The sequence below is a fragment of the Agrococcus sp. UYP10 genome, assembly GCF_040547205.1.
Classification (GTDB): domain Bacteria; phylum Actinomycetota; class Actinomycetes; order Actinomycetales; family Microbacteriaceae; genus Agrococcus; species Agrococcus jenensis.
Genome location: NZ_JBEPPG010000001.1, coordinates 2,828,193 through 2,844,592 on the forward strand (window position 1 = coordinate 2,828,193; position 16,400 = coordinate 2,844,592).

14 protein-coding genes are annotated in these 16,400 nt (G+C 72.8%); 2 read left to right on the top strand and 12 right to left on the bottom strand.

Going from position 1 to position 16,400, the window contains the following annotated elements; translation table 11 throughout:
* Window position 1: 1 nt before the first annotated feature.
* The 10 genes from ftsW to ABIB37_RS13940 all read right to left on the bottom strand — a co-directional run bounded on the left by ftsW (window position 2) and on the right by ABIB37_RS13940 (window position 11,460).
* Window positions 2-1,222 (bottom strand): putative lipid II flippase FtsW, encoded by a 1,221-nt coding sequence (ftsW, locus tag ABIB37_RS13895; RefSeq protein ID WP_354261336.1) that lies wholly within the window; start codon window positions 1,220-1,222, stop codon window positions 2-4.
* Window positions 1,188-2,714, bottom strand: coding sequence for a UDP-N-acetylmuramoyl-L-alanine--D-glutamate ligase (murD, locus tag ABIB37_RS13900; protein WP_354261338.1), 1,527 nt, complete (start codon window positions 2,712-2,714; stop codon window positions 1,188-1,190). The genes ftsW and murD overlap by 35 nt, the downstream gene beginning before the upstream one ends.
* Window positions 2,711-3,811 carry a phospho-N-acetylmuramoyl-pentapeptide-transferase gene (gene mraY / locus ABIB37_RS13905; RefSeq protein ID WP_123697629.1) on the bottom strand — a complete coding sequence of 367 codons (1,101 nt, stop codon included), beginning with the start codon at window positions 3,809-3,811 and terminating at the stop codon, window positions 2,711-2,713. The genes murD and mraY overlap by 4 nt, the downstream gene beginning before the upstream one ends.
* Complete coding sequence (locus tag ABIB37_RS13910; protein WP_354261340.1) at window positions 3,811-5,214, bottom strand: UDP-N-acetylmuramoyl-tripeptide--D-alanyl-D-alanine ligase; 1,404 nt, start codon at window positions 5,212-5,214, stop codon at window positions 3,811-3,813. Before ABIB37_RS13910 ends, mraY begins: the two co-directional genes overlap by 1 nt.
* Window positions 5,214-6,749, bottom strand: coding sequence for a Mur ligase family protein (locus ABIB37_RS13915; protein WP_354261342.1), 1,536 nt, complete (start codon window positions 6,747-6,749; stop codon window positions 5,214-5,216). The genes ABIB37_RS13910 and ABIB37_RS13915 overlap by 1 nt, the downstream gene beginning before the upstream one ends.
* 46 nt (window positions 6,750-6,795) lie before the next feature.
* Window positions 6,796-8,580 carry a peptidoglycan D,D-transpeptidase FtsI family protein gene (locus ABIB37_RS13920; RefSeq protein WP_354261636.1) on the bottom strand — a complete coding sequence of 595 codons (1,785 nt, stop codon included), beginning with the start codon at window positions 8,578-8,580 and terminating at the stop codon, window positions 6,796-6,798.
* A 99-nt stretch (window positions 8,581-8,679) separates the two neighbouring features.
* The gene (gene ftsL, locus ABIB37_RS13925; RefSeq protein WP_354261344.1) at window positions 8,680-9,318 is read right to left on the bottom strand and encodes a cell division protein FtsL; all 639 of its coding nucleotides are present in this window, start codon (window positions 9,316-9,318) and stop codon (window positions 8,680-8,682) included.
* A complete protein-coding gene (gene rsmH, locus ABIB37_RS13930) occupies window positions 9,315-10,301 on the bottom strand; it encodes a 16S rRNA (cytosine(1402)-N(4))-methyltransferase RsmH (RefSeq protein ID WP_354261346.1) in 987 nt (328 codons plus the stop codon). Before rsmH ends, ftsL begins: the two co-directional genes overlap by 4 nt.
* A gap of 98 nt (window positions 10,302-10,399) precedes the next feature.
* Window positions 10,400-10,831, bottom strand: a complete 432-nt coding sequence (gene mraZ / locus ABIB37_RS13935) for a division/cell wall cluster transcriptional repressor MraZ (RefSeq protein WP_354261348.1) — start codon at window positions 10,829-10,831, stop codon at window positions 10,400-10,402.
* Between the two features lie 248 nt (window positions 10,832-11,079).
* The gene (locus tag ABIB37_RS13940) at window positions 11,080-11,460 is read right to left on the bottom strand and encodes a DUF3040 domain-containing protein (protein WP_354261350.1); all 381 of its coding nucleotides are present in this window, start codon (window positions 11,458-11,460) and stop codon (window positions 11,080-11,082) included.
* Window positions 11,461-11,530: 70 nt separating this feature from the next.
* On the opposite strand from ABIB37_RS13940, the gene ABIB37_RS13945 reads away from it, so the two are divergent.
* Window positions 11,531-12,643, top strand: a complete 1,113-nt coding sequence (locus tag ABIB37_RS13945) for a polyprenyl synthetase family protein (protein ID WP_354261352.1) — start codon at window positions 11,531-11,533, stop codon at window positions 12,641-12,643.
* A 3-nt stretch (window positions 12,644-12,646) separates the two neighbouring features.
* Here the strand turns inward: ABIB37_RS13945 and ABIB37_RS13950 are convergent, their stop codons facing one another.
* Window positions 12,647-12,979 carry an Rv2175c family DNA-binding protein gene (locus ABIB37_RS13950; RefSeq protein ID WP_123698539.1) on the bottom strand — a complete coding sequence of 111 codons (333 nt, stop codon included), beginning with the start codon at window positions 12,977-12,979 and terminating at the stop codon, window positions 12,647-12,649.
* Window positions 12,980-13,045: 66 nt separating this feature from the next.
* Here ABIB37_RS13950 and pknB point away from each other — a divergent pair, with 66 nt between their 5' ends.
* Window positions 13,046-14,971 (top strand): Stk1 family PASTA domain-containing Ser/Thr kinase, encoded by a 1,926-nt coding sequence (gene pknB / locus ABIB37_RS13955; RefSeq protein WP_354261354.1) that lies wholly within the window; start codon window positions 13,046-13,048, stop codon window positions 14,969-14,971.
* Window positions 14,972-14,983: 12 nt separating this feature from the next.
* Here pknB and ABIB37_RS13960 read toward each other — a convergent pair whose 3' ends face one another.
* Window positions 14,984-16,366: a class II 3-deoxy-7-phosphoheptulonate synthase gene (locus tag ABIB37_RS13960; protein WP_123697619.1), complete on the bottom strand. Its 1,383-nt coding sequence runs from the start codon at window positions 16,364-16,366 to the stop codon at window positions 14,984-14,986.
* Window positions 16,367-16,400 lie beyond the last annotated feature (34 nt).

Below are 16,400 nucleotides of genomic sequence, written 5' to 3' on the forward strand. Positions count from 1 at the left end.
GTCAGCCCCTCGCCGGGAGCTCGCCGCGGTAGCGGGGGTTGTCGACCCGCTCGAGCGAGAGCACGATGCCGATGATGAGGAGCGCGGCGATGAGCTGCGAGCCGCCGGACGAGATGAAGGGCAGCGGCACGCCGAGCACCGGGAGCAGGCCCAGCACGACGCCGATGTTCACGATCGCCTGGCCGATGAGCCAGACCGTCGCGGCGCCCGTGACGACGCGCGTCATCTGCAGCGTCGCCTGCCGCACGATGCGCAGCATCGTCCAGGCGAGCAGCGCGAACAGCGCGAGCACGACGGCCGCGCCGAGGAGCCCCAGCTCCTCGCCGATGATCGCGAAGATGTAGTCGTTGTCGGCCTCGGGCAGCCACGACCACTTCGCGCGCGAGTTGCCGAGCCCGACCCCGAAGAGGCCGCCCGCGGAGAGCGCCCAGGTGCCGTGCAGCTGCTGCCAGCATCCGGAGTAGTAGTCGGCGTCGGTGCAGCCCTGCACGAAGGCCGAGATGCGGCGCACGCGCGAGGGGCTCGAGAGCACGACGGGCACGGCGAGCAGCACGAGGCCCGCGATGGGCAGCAGCAGGTGCCACCACTTGACGCCCGCGAACCAGAGCGCCCCGAGCGACAGCATCACCATGATGACGACGGTGCCGAGGTCGCTGCCGAGCAGCACGAGCCCGATCGAGAGCCCGGCCACCGGGGCCGCGGGGATCCACGCCTGCCAGAAGCTGTCGATGCGCTTCTGCTTGCGGGTCATGATCATCGCGAGCCACACGCAGAGCGCGACCTTCACGAACTCCGACGGCTGCAGCGAGAAGCCGCCGATGCCGATCCAGTTGCGGTTGCCGTTCGCGCCGAAGCCGAGCGGCGTGAAGACGAGCATCTGCAGCGCGATGCCGAGCCCGACGCCGATCCACGCGAGGCGCTGCCAGATCGTGGCCGGCATCCGCGCGGCGAGCAGCATGAGCACGATGCCGATCGCCGCGAAGGCGCCCTGCTTCGCGAAGTCGGTGAAGAAGGAGGCGTTCGCGACGTAGCTCTCGACCGACGACGACGAGAGCACCATGATCAGCCCGAAGGCGACGAGGAACATCGTCGTGCCGAGCAGCAGCGCCGCGTTGAGGGTCGGGGCGCCGAACATCGACCGCACGCGCACGAGCGCGCGCCTGCCCATCCGCTCGGCGCGGCCGCCGTCAGTGGTCGAGGCGGGAGCCGTCGTCGTCACCATGGGCTCCCCCTTCTCGATCTCGCTCGGTTCGATCTCGCTGTGCTCGCACGGCCTCGGCGAAGCGGTCGCCTCGGGCTGCGTAGTCCTCGAACTGGTCCATGGATGCGGCCGCCGGCGCCAGCAGGACCGTGACGCCGGGCGCGGCGTGCGCTGCGGCGGCCTCGACGGCCAGCCGCATCACGGCTCCAGTGTCCGCCGTCTCGACCTCCACGAGCGGGATGCCCGGCGCGTGTCGCGCGAACGCCTCGCGCACGGGGCCGCGCTCGACACCGATCGCGACGGCTGCCACGATGCGGCGGGCGTGCCGCTCGACGAGCGGCGCGACGTCGGCGCCCTTGAAGAGCCCGCCGACGATCCACACGACCCGCTCGAAGGCGCTCAGCGAGCCCTCCGCCGCGTGCGGGTTCGTCGCCTTCGAGTCGTCGACCCAGCGCACGCCGTCGACGTCGGCGATGAGCTCGGTGCGGTGGCGGTCGAGGCGGAACGAGCGGATGGCGTCGCGCACGTGCGCGGGCTCGGCGCCGAACGCGCGGGCGAGCGCCGCAGCGGCGAGCACGTTGCGCGTCATGTGCGGCGACCGCAGGCCGCCGGGCTCGAGGTCGTCGAGGCTGCCGAGCTCGAGCGCCTGGCGGTGCCGGTCGTCGAGGAAGGCGCGGTCGACGAGGATGCCGTCGACGAGCCCGAGGTCGCTCGGCCCGGGCACGCCGAGGCCGAAGCCGATCGCGCGGCAGCCCTCCACGACCTCGGCCTCCTCGACCATGTGCTGCGTCGCCGGGTCGTCGATGCCGTAGACGGCCGCGATACGAGCGTTGTGGTAGACCTTGGCCTTCGCGGCGCGGTAGGCGGCCGCGGAGCCGTGCCAGTCGATGTGGTCGTCGTCGATGTTGAGGCACGCGGCGGAGTGCGGCCAGAGCGCGCCGGGCCCGTCGTCGGCCATCGCGTGCAGCTGGAAGCTCGAGAGCTCGACCACGAGCACGTCGAAGCCCTGCGGGTCGCGGACGGCGTCGAGCACGGGGGTGCCGATGTTGCCGACCGGCGCGACCCGGAGCCCTGCCGCGCGCAGCATGTGCGCGGTGAGCTGGGTCGTGGTGGTCTTGCCGTTCGTGCCGGTGATGAGGATCCACTCGGCCGCGCGCACCTTGTCGCGCACGCGCCAGGCGAGCTCGATGTCGCCCCACACCGGGATGCCGCGGTCGGCCGCGGCGACGAGCCACGGGTGGTCGGGGCGCAGCCCAGGCGACGCGACCACGAGCTCCGCGTCGGCGAGGGCGTCGGGCACCTCGTCGCGGCCGGCGTCGACGATCGGCACGTCGAGCACGCCGAGGATCGTGCGGCGCTCGTCGTCGACGCGCTCGGCGACCGCGGTGACGGCGGCGCCCAGCTCGGCGAGGGTGTCGACGGCCGCGAAGCCGGTCACGCCGAGGCCGAGCACGGCGACGCGCAGCCCCGACCAGTCGTGGTGCCAGGAGGCGAGGTCGTCGACGCGGGTCATCGCGGGTGCACCGTCCACTCGAAGTAGAACGCGCCGACGGCCGCGGCGACGAAGAGCCCGGTGATGATCCAGAAGCGCACCACGATGGTGACCTCGGCCCAGCCCTTGAGCTCGAAGTGGTGGTGCAGGGGCGTCATGAGGAACACGCGCTTGCCGCCGGTCGCCTTGAAGTAGGCGCGCTGCACGATCACCGACCCGGTCACGATGATGGGCAGGCCGGCGATCACGATGAGCAGCAGCTGCGTGTCGGTCATCACGGCGAAGCCGGCGAGCGCGCCGCCGAGCGCGAGCGAGCCGACGTCGCCCATGAAGATCTGCGCGGGGCTCGTGTTCCACCAGAGGAACCCGATGAGCGCGCCCATGACCGTCGCGGCGAGCGTGGCGATGTCGAGCGGCTGCGCCACGTCGTAGCAGCGGGCGGCGTCGCCGGGCGGGAGCTGGCTGAGGCACGACTGGTTGAACTGCCAGAACGCGATGAACACGTAGCCCACCATCGACAGGATCATCGAGCCGGTCGCGAGCCCGTCGAGGCCGTCCGTGACGTTCACGGCGTTCGCCGCGGAGACGTTGATGACGGTGATCCAGAGGACGAACAGGATGATGCCGAGCGCGCCGAGCGGCGCGAGGTCGAGCCACGGGATGTCGCGCACGCCCGAGATCACCGGGTCGGCGAGCGGCATGCCCGTCGATCCCGCGGGGATCGTGAGCACGAGCACCGAGAACACGACCGAGACGATGAGCTGCCCGGCGACCTTCGCCCAGCCGCCGAGGCCGAGGGATCGCTGGTTCGAGATCTTCAGGTAGTCGTCGACGAAGCCGACGGCGCCCATCCCGACGATGAGCAGCAGCACGAGCAGCGCCGGCAGCGTGGGCGGGTCCTGCCCCAGCAGCTTGCCGCCGAAGTAGCCGACGAGCGTCGCCACGATGAAGATGAGGCCGCCCATCGTGGGCGTGCCGCGCTTGACGTGGTGCGACTGCGGGCCGTCGTCGCGGATGAACTGGCCCCAGCCGATGCGGGCGAAGCCGCGGATGAACAGCGGCGTCGCGAGCAGCGACACGAGCAGCGCGATCCCCGCGGACGCGAGCAGCACGAGCATCAGCGGCCACCGATCCGGTCGGCGAGGGGCTGCAGGCCCGACACGTTCGACGACTTGAACAGCACGACGTCGCCGTCGACGAGCTCGCGGCGCAGCAGCGCCTCCGCCTCGTCGGCGGTCTCGACCCAGGTGGTCTCCTGGCCGTACGACGACTCGAGCTCCGCCGCGTCGTGGATGGCCTTCGCGCCGGCGCCGACGACGACGAGGCGGTCGATGCGCACGCGCACGGCGAGGCGACCGAGCCGGTCGTGCTCCTCGACCGCGTGCGGGCCGAGCTCCGCCATCTCGCCCAGCACCGCGATCGAGCGGCGCCCGGCCTGGCGCGTCATGTGCGCGAGCGAGCGCAGCGCCGCCGCCGTCGAGTCGGGGCTCGCGTTGTAGGCGTCGTTGATCACCGTGATGCCGCCGCCCGGCTCCAGCAGCTCCATGCGACCGCGCTCCGCGCGCTCGAGCGTGCCGAGCGCCTCCACGGCCCGCCCGAGGTCGAGCCCGAGCGCGTCGGCGACCGTGAGCGCGGCGAGCGCGTTCATCACGTGGTGCTCGCCGAGGATGCGCATGCGCAGCGGCCAGATCTCGTCACCGCGATGGATGGTCGCGATCGTGCCCTCGAGGGTCGAGTCGATGCCGCTCGCCCACAGCGCGGTCGGCTCGTCGTCGCTGCCCGCGTCGGTCCCGAACCACGCGATGCGCGCTCGCGTCGATGCGGCCATGCCCGCGACGCGCTCGTCGTCGCGGTTGAGCACGGCCACGTGCTCCGGCCCGAGGTCACGCACCATCTCGGTCTTCGCGCGCGTGGTCGCCTCGACACCGCCGAACTCGCCGGCGTGCGCGAGCCCGACCTTGAGCACGACGCCCAGGTCCGGGTGCGCCATCGCGGTCAGGCGCGCGATGTCGCCCTCGACGCTCGCACCCATCTCGAGCACGAGGTACCGGGTCGCCTCGTCGATGCGGAGCATCGTCATGGGCGCGCCGACCTCGTTGTTGAACGACTTCACGGGGCTCACCGTCGGCCCGTGCTGCTCGAGGATCGCCTGCAGCATGTTCTTCGTCGTGGTCTTGCCGTTCGAGCCGGTGATGCCGATCACCGTGAGCTCCCCGGCCGCGCGCACGCGTCGGATGACCTCGGCGGCGAGCGCGCCGAGCGCCACGACGCCGTCGGGCACGACCACGTGCGGCACGTCCTGCTCGAGCGGCCGCTCCGCGACCACGAGCGCGGCGCCCGCGGCGATCGCCGCGTCGATGAAGCGGTGCCCGTCGGTGACCTCGCCCGGCATCGCGAAGAACACCGCGCCGTCGGCGACGAGCCGGGAGTCCGTCTCGACCGAGCCGGTCACCGCGACGTCGTCGCCGTGCAGCGTGCCGCCGACGGCAGCCGCGATCTCGCTCGCGCGCATCGTCAGCATCAGTTCCAGCCCGCCTCGTGGAGCGCGAGCCGCGCCTCGTCGCGCGCGACGAACGGCTCGCGGCGGCCGGCGACGTCGCGGTAGTCCGCGTCGCCGGGGCCGGCCCACAGCACGGTGTCGCCGGGACCGACGAGCGCGAGCGCGGCGCGGATGGCGTCCTCCTCGGGCGACGACTCGATGACCGGCTTGTCGCCGGCTGCGGCGCGCGCGCCCTCGAGCACCTGGGCGCGGATGCTCGCGGCGTCCTCCGTGCGCGGGTTGAAGTCGGTGACGACGACGGCGTCGGCGAGCTCGGCGGCGATGCGCCCCATCTCGGCCCGCTTCGTCGTGTCGCGGTCGCCGTCGGCGCCGAACAGCATGACGAGCCTTCCCTCGGTGACGCGGCGGAGCGCCTGGAGCGTCTGCGCGAACGCGTCGGGGCTGTGGCCGTAGTCGACGAAGACCGACGGGCCCTCGTCGCCCGAGACGCGCTCGATGCGGCCGGGCAGCGTCGCGCGCATGCCGCGGTCGATCACCTCGGCGACGCCCTCGATCTCGAACCCGTCCTCGACGAGCATGAGGATCGCGATCGCCGCGTCGACGGCCATGTGGCGGCCGATGAACGGGATCTGCACCTCGATCGCGCCGCCGTCGATGCCGGTGAGGGTGAACGAGGTGGAGACGGCCGTCTCCTCCCAGATGTCGACGTGCCAGTCGGCGCTGCGGTCCGGGTCGCTCGTCACGGTCGTGACGGGGATGCGGCTGCGCTCGGCGACCTTGACGCCCCAGTCGGTGTCGACGCACACGACGCCGCGCTCGGCGCGGTCGGGCGTGAAGAGGTCGAGCTTCACGTCGAAGTAGGCGTCCATCGAGCCGTAGTCGTCGAGGTGGTCGTGGCTGAGGTTCGTGAAGGCCACGACGTCGAACACGACGCCGTCGATGCGGTGGCGTTCGAGCGCCTGGGCGCTCACCTCGAGCACGGCGGCGCGGACGCCCGCCTCGCGCATGCGCGCGAGCAGCGCGTGCAGCTCGCTCGCCTCGGGCGTCGTGAGCTTCGACGTGACGACGAGGTCGCCGACGTGCCGCTCCGCGGTGGTCGAGAGGCCGGTGACGAAGCCGAGGTCGGCGAGCAGGCCCTCGAGCATGAACGCCGTCGAGGTCTTGCCGTTCGTGCCGGTGATGCCGAAGAGCTTCGGCGGCTGCTCGTCGGTGCGGTAGACCCACGCGGCGATCTCGCCGAGGGCCGCGCGCGGCTCGTCGACGACGATGACGGGCACGTCGGTCTCGAGCATCGCGGCGCCGGCCGGGTCGGTGACGACGGCGACGGCGCCCCGCTCGAGCGCCGTGGCCGCGAACTCGGCACCGTGCCGGTGCGCGCCCGGCAGCGCCGCGAAGATGTCGCCCGGCTGCACGTCGGAGGAGTCGATCGTGATGCCCGTGACCTCGACGCCGTCGAGGTCGGCGTCGACCTGCAGGTCGAACTCGTCGACGAGCCCGGCGATGGGCCGCGGAGCGGGATGCTCCGGACGCAGGATCCTCGGGGTCACGCCCGCCACGGACATCCTCTCCTCAGTGCTGTCACGCCCGCCGCCGTCTCGCCGGTCAAGGCTGCTCCTCCGCCGGCCACTCGAGCGGCACATCGGATGCCGGGGTGGTGCTCGGGGGGATGTCGTAGTGGCGGATCAAGAGGTTCACCATATCGTGGAAGGCCGGGATCGCCCCGCCGCTGGTGCGGATGGTCTGGGGGCTGTCGAAGAGCGTCAGCACCACGAACTGCGGGTCGTCGACCGGGAACACGCCGGCGACGGAGATCATCATCCGCGCCGGGTCGTAGCCCGAGCCGTCCTCGTAGGCCATCTGCGCGGTGCCGGTCTTCGCGGCGATCCGATAGCCCTCGATCGGGAACGTCTCGTAGCCGTAGTCGGTGACGACGTGCTCGAGCACCTCGAGCGTCTGGCGCGCGGACGACGCGCTCACGACGCGCTCCCCGTCGCCCGTCTCGGGCGACGTCACGGTGCCGTCGGCGGCCGTGCAGCTCGCGATCAGGCGGGCGGGGAGGTGCTCGCCGCCGTTCGCGAGCGCCTGGTAGGCGGAGGCGAGCTGGATGGGCGTGGCGGCGATGCCCTGCCCGAAGAGCACGTTGAGCCGGGTCTGCGGGTCGAGCGCCGACGCGTCGCGCAGCGGCACCGCCTGCTCGCCCGCGAAGCCGACGGCCGACTGCTCGCCGAAGCCGAAGCGGTCGAGGTAGTCGAAGTAGTCGGCGCGGTCCATGTCCTCGGCGAGGCGCACCATGCCCGAGTTCGACGAGTTCACGAGGATGCCGGCGGCCGTCCACTGCTTGACCTCGTGCGAGTGGGCGTCGCGCACGCGCACGCCCGGCTCGGTGTAGGTCCACGGCACGCTCAGCTGGTCGCTCGGCTCGACGAGCCCGAGGTCGACCATCGCGGCGAACGAGAAGGTCTTGAAGATCGAGCCGGGCTCGTAGGCGGCGGTGAACGCGCGCGAGCCGCGGTCGCGCTGGTCGGTCGCGGTCGGGTCGTTGGGGTCGACCGTCGACGACTCGGCGACGGCGGCGATCGTGCCGTCGGTGCGCATGATGATCGTGGTGCCGCTGCGGGCGCGCAGCTGCGCGGTGTACTGCTCGGTGAGCTGCTGCGCCTGGTACTGCACGTCGGCGTCGATCGTGAGCTGCACCGTGCCGCCGTCCACGGCCGGGTCGGTGAGCATCGAGCCCGGGATGGGCGTGCCGTCGGCACCGCGGTCGAAGGTGCGGCTGCCGTCCTGCGCGTCGAGGCAGGCGTCCTCGCTGCGCTCGATGCCGGCGAGCGGCTCGCTCTGGCCCATGAAGCCGACGAGGTTGCCGCCGACGGAGCCCGCGGGGTAGACCCGCTGCGGGTTGAGCCGCAGGTAGACGTACGGCAGGTTCAGGTCGCGCACCGCCTCGTACTGCGTCGCGGTGAGGCCGCTCGCGAGCAGCAGGTAGTCGGACTCCGGGTTGCGCTCGAGCTCGGCGAGGATCATCGCCTGCAGGTCGAGCGGGTCGTCGCCGGTGATGGCGGCGATGCGCTCGAGCGCCTCGCCGCCGGTCACGGTCGCGTCGACGCCGTCCACCTCGGGCACGAGGTCGCGCGTGTACTGCGGCGAGATCGTCAGGTCCCAGCGGTCGACGCTCTCGGCCAGCACGGTGCCCGCGGCATCGACGATCGGTCCGCGGGTGCCGAAGATCGTCTGCGAGACGCCCCGTCGGCCATCCGCCTCGGCGTTGAGCGCCTCGGCGCGCACGAGCTGGATGTCGGCGAGCCGCACGACGAACGTCGCGAGCAGCGCGAACGTCAGCGCGGCGACGAGCATCGTCCGCACCCGGTTCCGGCTGCGGTTCCGCTTCACGGCCAAGGGCACCTCCGCTTCAATCGCTCGCATCGGCGAGCCTCGGTCGAGTCACCGCACGCTAGCGGCCCGGCGGCCTCCAGGCGGGCCGCCACGCCCTCACTCCCCCGTGGTGGTCGGGAGGAGCGTGCCGGGCGCGGGCTGGTCGGCCGCCTCGGCGGCGGCCGGCGCCGCGGCGGCGCTCACGCCCGCGGGGAGGAGCATGCCCGGGTGCGGGCGCACCGCGGCGGCCTGCACCTGCTGCACGGTCGCCGCAGCCTGCGGCGCCTCCGCGAGCAGCGCGTTGGGCACGTGCATGCCGAACTGGTCGACCGCGGGCACCTGCATGTGGAGCGCGTCCGGTCCGCCCGCGGTCACGGCGCCGCCGAGCGTGAGGAACTGCGAGGGCTGGCCGGCGAGCATGCCGAGCTCGTCGGCGGCGACCGCGACGTGCTGCGGCGACGACAGCACCGCGATCTCCTCGGCGAGCGTCTGCTCGGTGCGGGCGAGCGCGGTCGACTCGCCCTGCAGCGCGCTCAGCTGGTAGGCACCCTCGCTGATGACGACCGAGAGGCCGAGCTGCGCGACGATGATGCCGGCGAGGCCCACGAGCCCGACGATGCCGTGCACGAGGCGCGGCGCGCGACGCGGCGCGATCGCGGGCAGCGCCCGCAGGTGGCGCTCGCGCTCCGGCCGCTCGGCGGTCGGCAGGGGGCGCAGGTCGATGGCGGCGTGGCTCTGCACGGCGGCGGTGCTCATGACAGCTCCTCGGTGGTCGATGCGAGTCGGATGCGCTCGGCGGCTCGGAGCCGGACGGGCGCGGATCGGGGGTTGGCGGCGCGCTCGGCCTCGTCGGCGAGCTCTGCGCCCTTGACGAGCAGCCGCAGCTGCGGTGCGTGCTCGGGCAGCTCGGCCGGCAGGTCGAGGGGTGCGGTGGAGGATGCGGCGGCCTGCAGCGCGCGCTTCACGATGCGGTCCTCGAGCGACTGGTACGCCAGCACGACGAGCCGGCCGCCCTGCCCGAGCGCACCGATCGCGGCGGGCATCGTGCGCTCGAGGATCGCGAGCTCCTGGTTGACCTCGATGCGCAGCGCCTGGAACACGCGCTTCGCGGGGTGGCCCTGGTTCGACAGCGCGCGCGGCGTCGCCGCCTGCAGGATGTCGACGAGCTGCTTCGAGGTCTCGATGGGCGCGGTGTCGCGCGCCGCGACGATCGCCCTGGCGTAGCGGTCGGCGAGCTTCTCGTCGCCGTACTCGCGGAAGAGGCGCGCGAGGTCGCGCGCCCCGCGCTCGGCGAGGATCGTGGCGGCCGTGACGTCGCCGTCCTGCCCCATGCGCATGTCGAGCGGCGCGTCCTTCGCGTAGGCGAAGCCGCGGTCGGCGGCGTCGAGCTGCAGGCTCGAGACGCCGAGGTCGAGCAGGATGCCGTCGGCGGCGCGCACGCCGGCGGCGCGCGTCGCGAGGTCGATGCGGTCGTAGGTCGCCTGCACCGGGCGGAAGCGGTCGCCGAAGCGCGCGAGGCGTGCGCCCGCGAGCCGGATGGCGTCGGGGTCGCGGTCGATGCCGGCGACGACGAGCGTCGGGTGCGCGGCGAGCATCGCCTCGGTGTGGCCGCCCATGCCAAGCGTGCCGTCGACGACGACCGGGGTGCGGCCGGCCGCGGCGGCGGCCTCGATCGCGGGGGCGAGCAGCTCAAGCGTGCGCTCGAGCATGACCGGGGTGTGGAGATCGGCTGCGTCCATGTCGTGCCCTGCTCCCGTCCCGGCCCCTGATCCCCATCCGTTCGACGCGCCACCGGGGAAGGTGCGGCGCGGCGGACAGCTGGGAGTCACGAGCCGGGTCAGAAGATGCCGGGGATCACCTCCTCGGTCGTCGAGGCGAAGTCGGCCTCCTTGGCCGCGTAGTACTCGTTCCAGGCCGCGGTGTCCCAGATCTCGGCGCGGGTGCCCGCGCCGATGACCGTCAGGTCGCGGCCGAGGCCCGCGTAGTCGCGAAGGTTCGCGGGGATGGTGATGCGGTGCTGGCTGTCGGGCTGCTCGCTCGACGCGCCCGACAGGAAGAGGCGGAGGAAGTCGCGGGCACCGGACGACGTGAGCGGCGCCTGGCGGATCTGCTCGTGCACGTGCTCGAACTCGCGCATCGAGAAGACGTAGATGCAGCGCTCCTGGCCGCGCGTGAGCACGAGGCCGCCCTCGAGCTCCTGGCGGAAGCGGGCGGGGAGGATGACGCGGCCCTTGTCGTCGAGCTTGGGCGTGTGGGTGCCGAGGAACACATCGCCCCCTCTCGTCCGGCCTGCGAGATGCGCCGACGTCTGCCGACATCCTCCACTCTACTCCACTTGCCGCCACTAAGCCCGTGTTTCATTCCCCGAATCGCCGCACTTCCCAAGCGTTTCCTGCGCTGCGTCGGTGGAGGGCTTCGACGGCCGATCGGGCGCGTCGGCAGCCCCACGCGCGTGCTGGCACGCGAAAGGGGCCAGCGCTCATCGCGCTGGCCCCGTCGTGGAGGTATGTGGAGGGACTAGCCCCTGGTGTTCCGGTCGTCCCACTCCTGGGCGAGCCGGTCCATGAGGCCGGGTCCCTGCTTGGCGGCGGCCGGACCCTCGCCCGGACGCCCGCGGCCCACGGCGTCGTCGCCGGTGGCGGGCTTCGAGGCCGAGAGCGCCCAGAGCGCTCCGACGACCGCGACGCCGAAGCCGGCGATGCCGATGATCGCGAGCTTCATGAGCACGCCGACCACGATGAGCACGAGGCCCACGGCGATGCCGAGCACGCCGATGGCGACCTTCGTGTAGTCGACGGTGCGAGGACCGCTCGACGTGTTCACGATGTCTGCCTCGTGCTTGTAGAGATTGCGCTCCATCTCATCGAGCAGACGCTGCTCGTGCTCGGAGAGGCCCATCTCGCACCCCCTTCGCTCGACCGGTGCGGATGGAAGTCTACGCGTGTCTGCTGTCAATAGCATGTGGGTTGTGTCGGCACAGCAGCGCTTCGCCCGAGCCGTCGAGGGCTCGATCCACCAGTACCTCGATGCGCGCGAGCGCGCCCTGACGGAGATCTCGCCGGATGCCGCGACGCTGCTGCGGCTCGTGCGCGAGATGGTCTCCGGCGGCAAGCGGGTCCGCAGCGCGTTCGTGCTGTGGGGCTGGCACGCCGTGACGGCGTCGCGGGCGGACGCCGACCGCACCGCGGGCACCGAGCAGGACCCGGAGTGGGCCGACGTGATCGGCATCGCGACCGCGATGGAGCTCTTCCACGCCGCCGCGCTCGTGCACGACGACATCATCGACGCCTCCGACACCCGCAGGGGCAGGCCGGCGATGCACCGCGCGCTCGAGTCGGTGCACCGCGACGGCCAGTGGGTCGGCGATGCCGCCTCGTGGGGCTCGAGCGCCGCGATCCTGGTCGGCGACCTGCTGCTCAACTGGGCGGACGACCGCATGCTGCTCGCCTGCCGCGGCGCGGCGCACGGCGACGCCGTGCACGACGCCTACCGCCGCATGCGCGAGGAGGTCACCTTCGGGCAGTACCTCGACGTGCTCGAGGAGGCGGCCTGGATCCGGCAGGACCCGGAGGCGCTGCTCGACCGCGCCCACACGGTCGCCGTCTACAAGTCGGCGAAGTACTCGGTCGAGGCGCCGCTCACCCTCGGCGCGCTGCTCGCGGGGGCGAGCGACGCGCAGCTCGACGCGCTCGCCGGGTACGGGCTGCCGGTCGGCGTCGCGTTCCAGATGCGCGACGACCTGCTCGGCGTCTTCGGCGACCCGGAGGTGACCGGCAAGCCCGCCGGCGACGACCTCCGCGAGGGCAAGCGGACGGTGCTCATCGAGATCGCGCGGCAGCGGCTCTCCCAGGGCGTCCGCACGATGCTCGACGAGCTGCTCGGCGACCGCGAGCTTGACGAGCGGCAGGTGGCGATCCTGCAGGACGCCATTCAGCGCTCCGAGGCGCCGACGCGGCTCGAGGCGCTCATCGACCGAGCGGTCGGCGAGGCGCTCGAGGCGCTGCACGAGGGCGAGCTGTCGCGCTCCGCGGTGCTCGAGCTCGAGCGGCTGGCCGACACGGTCGCGAAGCGCGACCGGTAGCGCTCAGCCGAGCAGCTGGGCCGCCTTGCGCACCGAGGCCTTGCCGCCGGCGCGCATCGCCGCGATCGGCGACATGCCGAGCGAGTCGTCCTCGGCGAGCAGCCAGTCGATCGCCTCGTCCTCGGTGATCCCCTGGTCGAGCAGCACGAGGAGCGTGCCGCGCAGCTCGGTGAGCGGCTCCCCGTCGCGGATGCACAGGGCGGGCACCTGGAGCGGTCCGTTGCGCCGCGTCGCGGGCAGCCGGTGCTCCTCGATCAGGCGGTGGATGCGTCCGACCGGCTGACCCAGGAGGGTCACGAGGTCGGGCACGGCGAGCCAGGCGTTGTCTTGCGTCACGCCTCCATCCTGCCATTCCGGCGTGGGTGCCTGGCAAGCGCGCCGGCGCCGCCTATCCTCGCCATCGTGCCCGTCGACCCCCGCGATCCCGTCATCGGACGGACGATCGACCGTCGGTACGCCGTCGGCGAGCGCATCGCCCGCGGCGGCATGGCGAGCGTCTACGAGGGGCTCGACATGCGGCTCGACCGCAAGGTCGCCGTCAAGGTCATGCACCCGCACCTCGGCGACGACGAGCACTTCCGCGAGCGCTTCATCCAGGAGGCGAAGGCCGCCGCGCGGCTCGCGCACCCCAACGTCGTCAACACCTACGACCAGGGCGAGGAGGACGGCCTCGCGTGGCTCGTCATGGAGCTCGTGCCGTCGATCACCCTGCGGGACCTGCTCGTCGACCGCGGCCGCATCACCCCCGAGCAGTCGCTCGACGTGCTCGAGGCGATCCTCGCCGGGCTCGCCGCCGCGCACCGCGCGGGCATCGTGCACCGCGACCTCAAGCCCGAGAACATCCTGCTCGCGCACGACGGCCGCATCAAGATCGGCGACTTCGGGCTCGCCCGCGCGGCGACCGCGAACACCGCGACCGGCAAGGCGCTGCTCGGCACGATCGCCTACCTCTCCCCCGAGCTCGTCACCCGTGGCCTCGCCGACGCTCGCAGCGACATCTACGCCGTCGGCATCATGCTCTTCGAGATGCTCACCGGCACCCAGCCGTTCACCGGCGACGAGCCGATGCAGATCGCGTTCCAGCACGCGAACGAGCAGGTCCCGCTGCCCTCGAGCGTGACGCCCGGGGTGCCGGAGGCGCTCGACTCGCTCGTGCACTGGGCGACGCAGCGCGATCCCAACCTGCGCCCGGCCGACGCGTCCGAGATGCTCGCCGAGCTGCACGCCGTGCGGGAGCGCGGCATCGACCGCCCGACGACCGTGCTGCCCGTCGTCGGCGAGGACGACCGGTCGACGACGATCATCGAGCGGCCCAGGACGCAGCGCCGCCGCCAGCTCGTGGCCGAGCCGCAGGTCGTCGAGGACGCCGGCGACGGCGTCGCGACGACCGCGCTCGCGCGCCGGGTCACCGTGCGCCGGCGGCGCGGCATGCTGTGGCTCGCCGTCGTCATCATCGGCGCGCTCGTCGCGGCCGGGGTCGGCTGGTGGTTCAACCTCGGACCGGGCGGCAGCGCCACCGTGCCCGCCGTGACCGGCGAGACGCAGGACGCGGCGGTCGCGCTGCTCGCCGAGCACGGCATCGAGGTGGCGGGCACCGTGTCCGAGCCCGACTACGACCTGCCGGCCGGCCATGCGCTCCGCACCGATCCGGACGCGGGCACGGTGCTCGCGAACGGCGAGGCGGTGCAGCTCGTGCTGTCCTCCGGCCGCCGCAGCCTGCCGCCGCCGGCCGTCGCGGGCAGGCCTGTCGACGACGCGCGCGCCGCGATCGAGGCGGCCGGCTTCGCGGTCGCCGAGGGCGAGCCCGACGCGATCTTCGACGGTGCCACCGCCGGCACCGTGCTCGCCGCCTTCACGCCCGACGGCACCGACGTCACGCAGCTCGAGGCGATCGAGGAGCGCACGCCGATCGCGCTGCGCGTCTCGCTCGGCCCCGTGCCCGCCGAGGCCGGCCAGGTCGCCGCCGAGGCGGAGGCGGCGCTCGTGCAGGCCGGGCTCGTCGTCGACTTCTCGGCCGAGGAGCACTCCACCGAGGTCGAGCAGGGCCGCCTCATCTCGCTCTCGATCCCGACCGACCGGCCGCTCCGCAGGGGCGAGGCGGTGAGCGGCGTCGTGTCGCTCGGGCCCCGGATGCTCGAGGTGCCGGACGTCGTCGGCAAGCCCATCACCGAGGCGGTGCAGGCCATCCGCGACGCCGGCCTCGTGCCCGACCTCCGCACCAACGTGCCCGAGCCGCTCCAGGCCCTCGCGACCATCCTGTCGCAGGACCCCGGAGCGCCAGGGCCGGTCGTCGAGGGCTCGACGATCGTGCTGGACGCGACCTACTGAGCCGGCGCGGCGCTACGGCCGCTGCGCCGCCCGCAGCTCCTCGGCGACCAGGAACGCGAGCTCGAGCGACTGCATGTGGTTGAGCCTCGGGTCGCACAGCGACTCGTAGCGCGTCTCGAGCGCGAGCTCGTCGATCTCCTCCGCGCCGCCGAGGCACTCGGTGACGTCGTCGCCCGTGAGCTCCACGTGGATGCCGCCCGGGAACGTGCCCACCGCACGGTGCGCCTCGAAGAAGCCGCGCACCTCGTCGACCACGTCGTCGAAGCGGCGCGACTTGTAGCCGTTCTTCGTCGTGATGCCGTTGCCGTGCATCGGGTCGGTGACCCACAGCGGCGTCGACTCGAGCGACTTCGAGGCCTCGAGCAGCGGCGGCAGCGCGTCGCGGATGCGACCGGCGCCCATCCGGGTGATGAACGTGATGCGGCCGGGCTCGCGCTCCGGGTCGAGCTTGTCGACGAGCGCCTCCATGTCGGCGGGCGTCGTCGAGGGCCCGAGCTTCACGCCGATCGGGTTGCGCACGCGCGAGAAGAAGTCGACGTGCGCGCCGTCGATCTCGCGGGTGCGCTCGCCGATCCACTGGAAGTGGCTCGAGGTGTTGTAGGCGAGGCCGGTGCGGGAGTCGATGCGCGTGAGCGGGCGCTCGTAGTCCATCAGCAGGCCCTCGTGGCCGGTGAAGAACTCCACGCCCCGCAGCTCGTCGAAGTTGGCGCCGGCGGCCTCCATGAAGCGCACGGCGCGGTCGATCTCGCCGGCGAGCGCCTCGTAGCGCGCGAACGACGGGTTCTGCGCGAAGCCCTTGTTCCACGAGTGCACCTGGCGCAGGTCGGCGAAGCCACCCTGGGTGAAGGCGCGCACGAGGTTGAGGGTCGACGCGGCCATGTGGTAGCCGCGCAGGATGCGCTGCGGGTCGGCGGTGCGCGACTCGAGCGTGAAGTCGAAGCCGTTGACGATGTCGCCGCGGTACGCGGGCAGCGTGAGGTCGCCGCGGGTCTCGGCGTCGCTCGATCGCGGCTTCGCGAACTGGCCCGCCATGCGGCCCATCTTGATCACCGGCATCGCCGAGCCGTAGGTGAGCACGACCGCCATCTGCAGGATCGTCTTCACCCGGTTGCGGATGTTGTCGGCCGTCGCGCCCGCGAACGTCTCTGCGCAGTCGCCGCCCTGCAGCAGGAAGGCGTGGCCCTGCGCCGCCGCGGCGAGCCGCTCGCGCAGCATGTCGACCTCGCCGGCGAAGACGAGCGGCGGCGCGCTGCGCAGCTCGCGGCGCACGTGCTCGACCGCATCCTCGTCCGGCCACGCGGGCTGCTGCTTGATCGGCAGCGCGCGATACGCGTCGAGGCCGTGCTCGAGGGAGCGTCGCTCGTCCGGGTCGGTGATCGCGATGGTGTCGGTCATGCCAGCCTCTGCTTCATGCGGCGCCGAGCGCGCC

What these genes read in the sequence shown, in the direction of transcription:
- ABIB37_RS13940 (WP_354261350.1), bottom strand. Translation starts at nt 11,460, where the DNA reads ATGGGCCTCTCCGAGCACGAGCAGCGTCTGCTCGATGAGATGGAGCGC.
- mraY (WP_123697629.1), bottom strand. Translation starts at nt 3,811, where the DNA reads ATGCTCGTGCTGCTCGCGTCCGCGGGGATCGCGCTGCTCGTGTCGCTG.
- murD (WP_354261338.1), bottom strand. Translation starts at nt 2,714, where the DNA reads ATGACCCGCGTCGACGACCTCGCCTCCTGGCACCACGACTGGTCGGGG.
- ftsW (WP_354261336.1), bottom strand. Translation starts at nt 1,222, where the DNA reads ATGGTGACGACGACGGCTCCCGCCTCGACCACTGACGGCGGCCGCGCC.
- ftsL (WP_354261344.1), bottom strand. Translation starts at nt 9,318, where the DNA reads ATGAGCACCGCCGCCGTGCAGAGCCACGCCGCCATCGACCTGCGCCCC.
- ABIB37_RS13910 (WP_354261340.1), bottom strand. Translation starts at nt 5,214, where the DNA reads ATGCTGACGATGCGCGCGAGCGAGATCGCGGCTGCCGTCGGCGGCACG.
- rsmH (WP_354261346.1), bottom strand. Translation starts at nt 10,301, where the DNA reads ATGGACGCAGCCGATCTCCACACCCCGGTCATGCTCGAGCGCACGCTT.
- ABIB37_RS13960 (WP_123697619.1), bottom strand. Translation starts at nt 16,366, where the DNA reads ATGACCGACACCATCGCGATCACCGACCCGGACGAGCGACGCTCCCTC.